Raw genomic sequence first — 1,211 nt, 5'->3', positions numbered from 1 at the left:
CGCAGCGCCGCCGCCCAAAAGCCAGGCCATGCTCATATCGCGCGCAAGACCGAGCAGGCGTGAAAAAAGGGCAAAGCCGCCCAAAAGGACCGCAGTGCTGGCAAGGCCGCCTGGCGGGGCCGCGCTTTTTTTCTGCTGACAGTCTCTGCTCATGACATATTGGGGATGGGCATGGCTTTCCAGCGCATGTCCGGGCAAGGTCGCGCCGCCTGAATGCAAAGGCAGACGGCGCGGCTGCGGTTACGGCCGGTGCGGGTCCGGTTCGGATTTCCAGGAACGGACGGTTTCACGCACAAGGGCGTTCTGTTCGTCAGACATGCCGTCCTTGAACGTCTCCGCAAAAACGTGAATGCGCGTGCCGCCGCGCGGCGCGAACAGCCCCTTGACCCGGCACCAGCAGGGATTGAGCAAAACGCGCAGGTCTTCCAGCACGTTGTTGGTGATGGTTTCCATAAAGGACTGATGATTGCGAAAAGCAAACATATACAGCTTGAAGCTTTTGGATTCCACGCACAGTTCGTCGGGAATGTACTCAACGGTTATGGTTCCGCTGTCGGGCTGGCCGGTCACGGGGCAGAGCGAGGTAAATTCGGGAAAGCTGACGCTGATGACATAGGGCCGTTGCGGAAAACAGTTGGGAAAAGCCTCCAGCAGAGCAACGCTGGGGCCTCCTTCAGGGGCGGTAAGGCGGCCTGTGCCGAGAACCTTGAGGTCCCGGGTCTGATCCTGGCTGCGAGTGGTCATAACTGAAACTCCTTGAAAAATATGCTCCGCGCCCGGCCAGACCGGGCAGGCGCGGGCGCGTATTGGACTTGTAACCCATCGCGCTTGCGGCTACAATATTCTATTATTTGCACGAATCCGACACCCGCCAGGGGTTTTTCCGGAGCATACTATGAACATTCTGCTGCATGTGCGCGCCTGCCAGAAAGACCAGTGCCTGCCGCTCCAGCCGGGGGGCATGCCTCTTGAAAAAAACTTTCCGTGGCACGTCCTCATGGCCCCCGAACAATGGGCCTTGCCCCCGCTGCCAGTGGGCGCAACCTTTTGCGGAGCCTGTGGCACGCCCCTTCTCAAGGTAACCGGCCGCATGTGGCTGCCCGCCCCCGCGACACGAAACGGCACGGCCAGCCATGCTTCTCACTGCCTGCTGCTGACGGCCCTTACAGACCTGCCCGAAGGGCCGCTGGAAACCACTGTCCGCAAAGAAG

Annotated in this window: 2 protein-coding genes and 1 pseudogene; 1 reads left to right on the top strand and 2 read right to left on the bottom strand. The window is 60.4% G+C overall.

Annotated features, from left to right (window positions below; translation table 11 throughout):
* Together V6C16_RS13710 and queF are read right to left on the bottom strand one after the other, a co-directional pair.
* On the bottom strand, positions 1–198 hold a 198-nt coding region (locus V6C16_RS13710; protein ID WP_333543490.1), incomplete at its 3' end, for a hypothetical protein.
* A 42-nt stretch (positions 199–240) separates the two neighbouring features.
* Positions 241–744, bottom strand: coding sequence for a preQ(1) synthase (queF, locus tag V6C16_RS13705; protein ID WP_333534574.1), 504 nt, complete (start codon positions 742–744; stop codon positions 241–243).
* A gap of 151 nt (positions 745–895) precedes the next feature.
* Here queF and V6C16_RS13700 point away from each other — a divergent pair.
* Positions 896–1,211: pseudogene (locus V6C16_RS13700) on the top strand (MogA/MoaB family molybdenum cofactor biosynthesis protein); the annotation flags it as partial.

Origin of the sequence: Desulfovibrio sp. 1188_IL3213, assembly GCF_036763145.1 — a bacterium.
GTDB lineage: Bacteria > Desulfobacterota > Desulfovibrionia > Desulfovibrionales > Desulfovibrionaceae > Desulfovibrio.
Note: the sequence above shows the minus strand (reverse complement) of the source record. Positions and strands in the feature narration are given on the sequence as shown.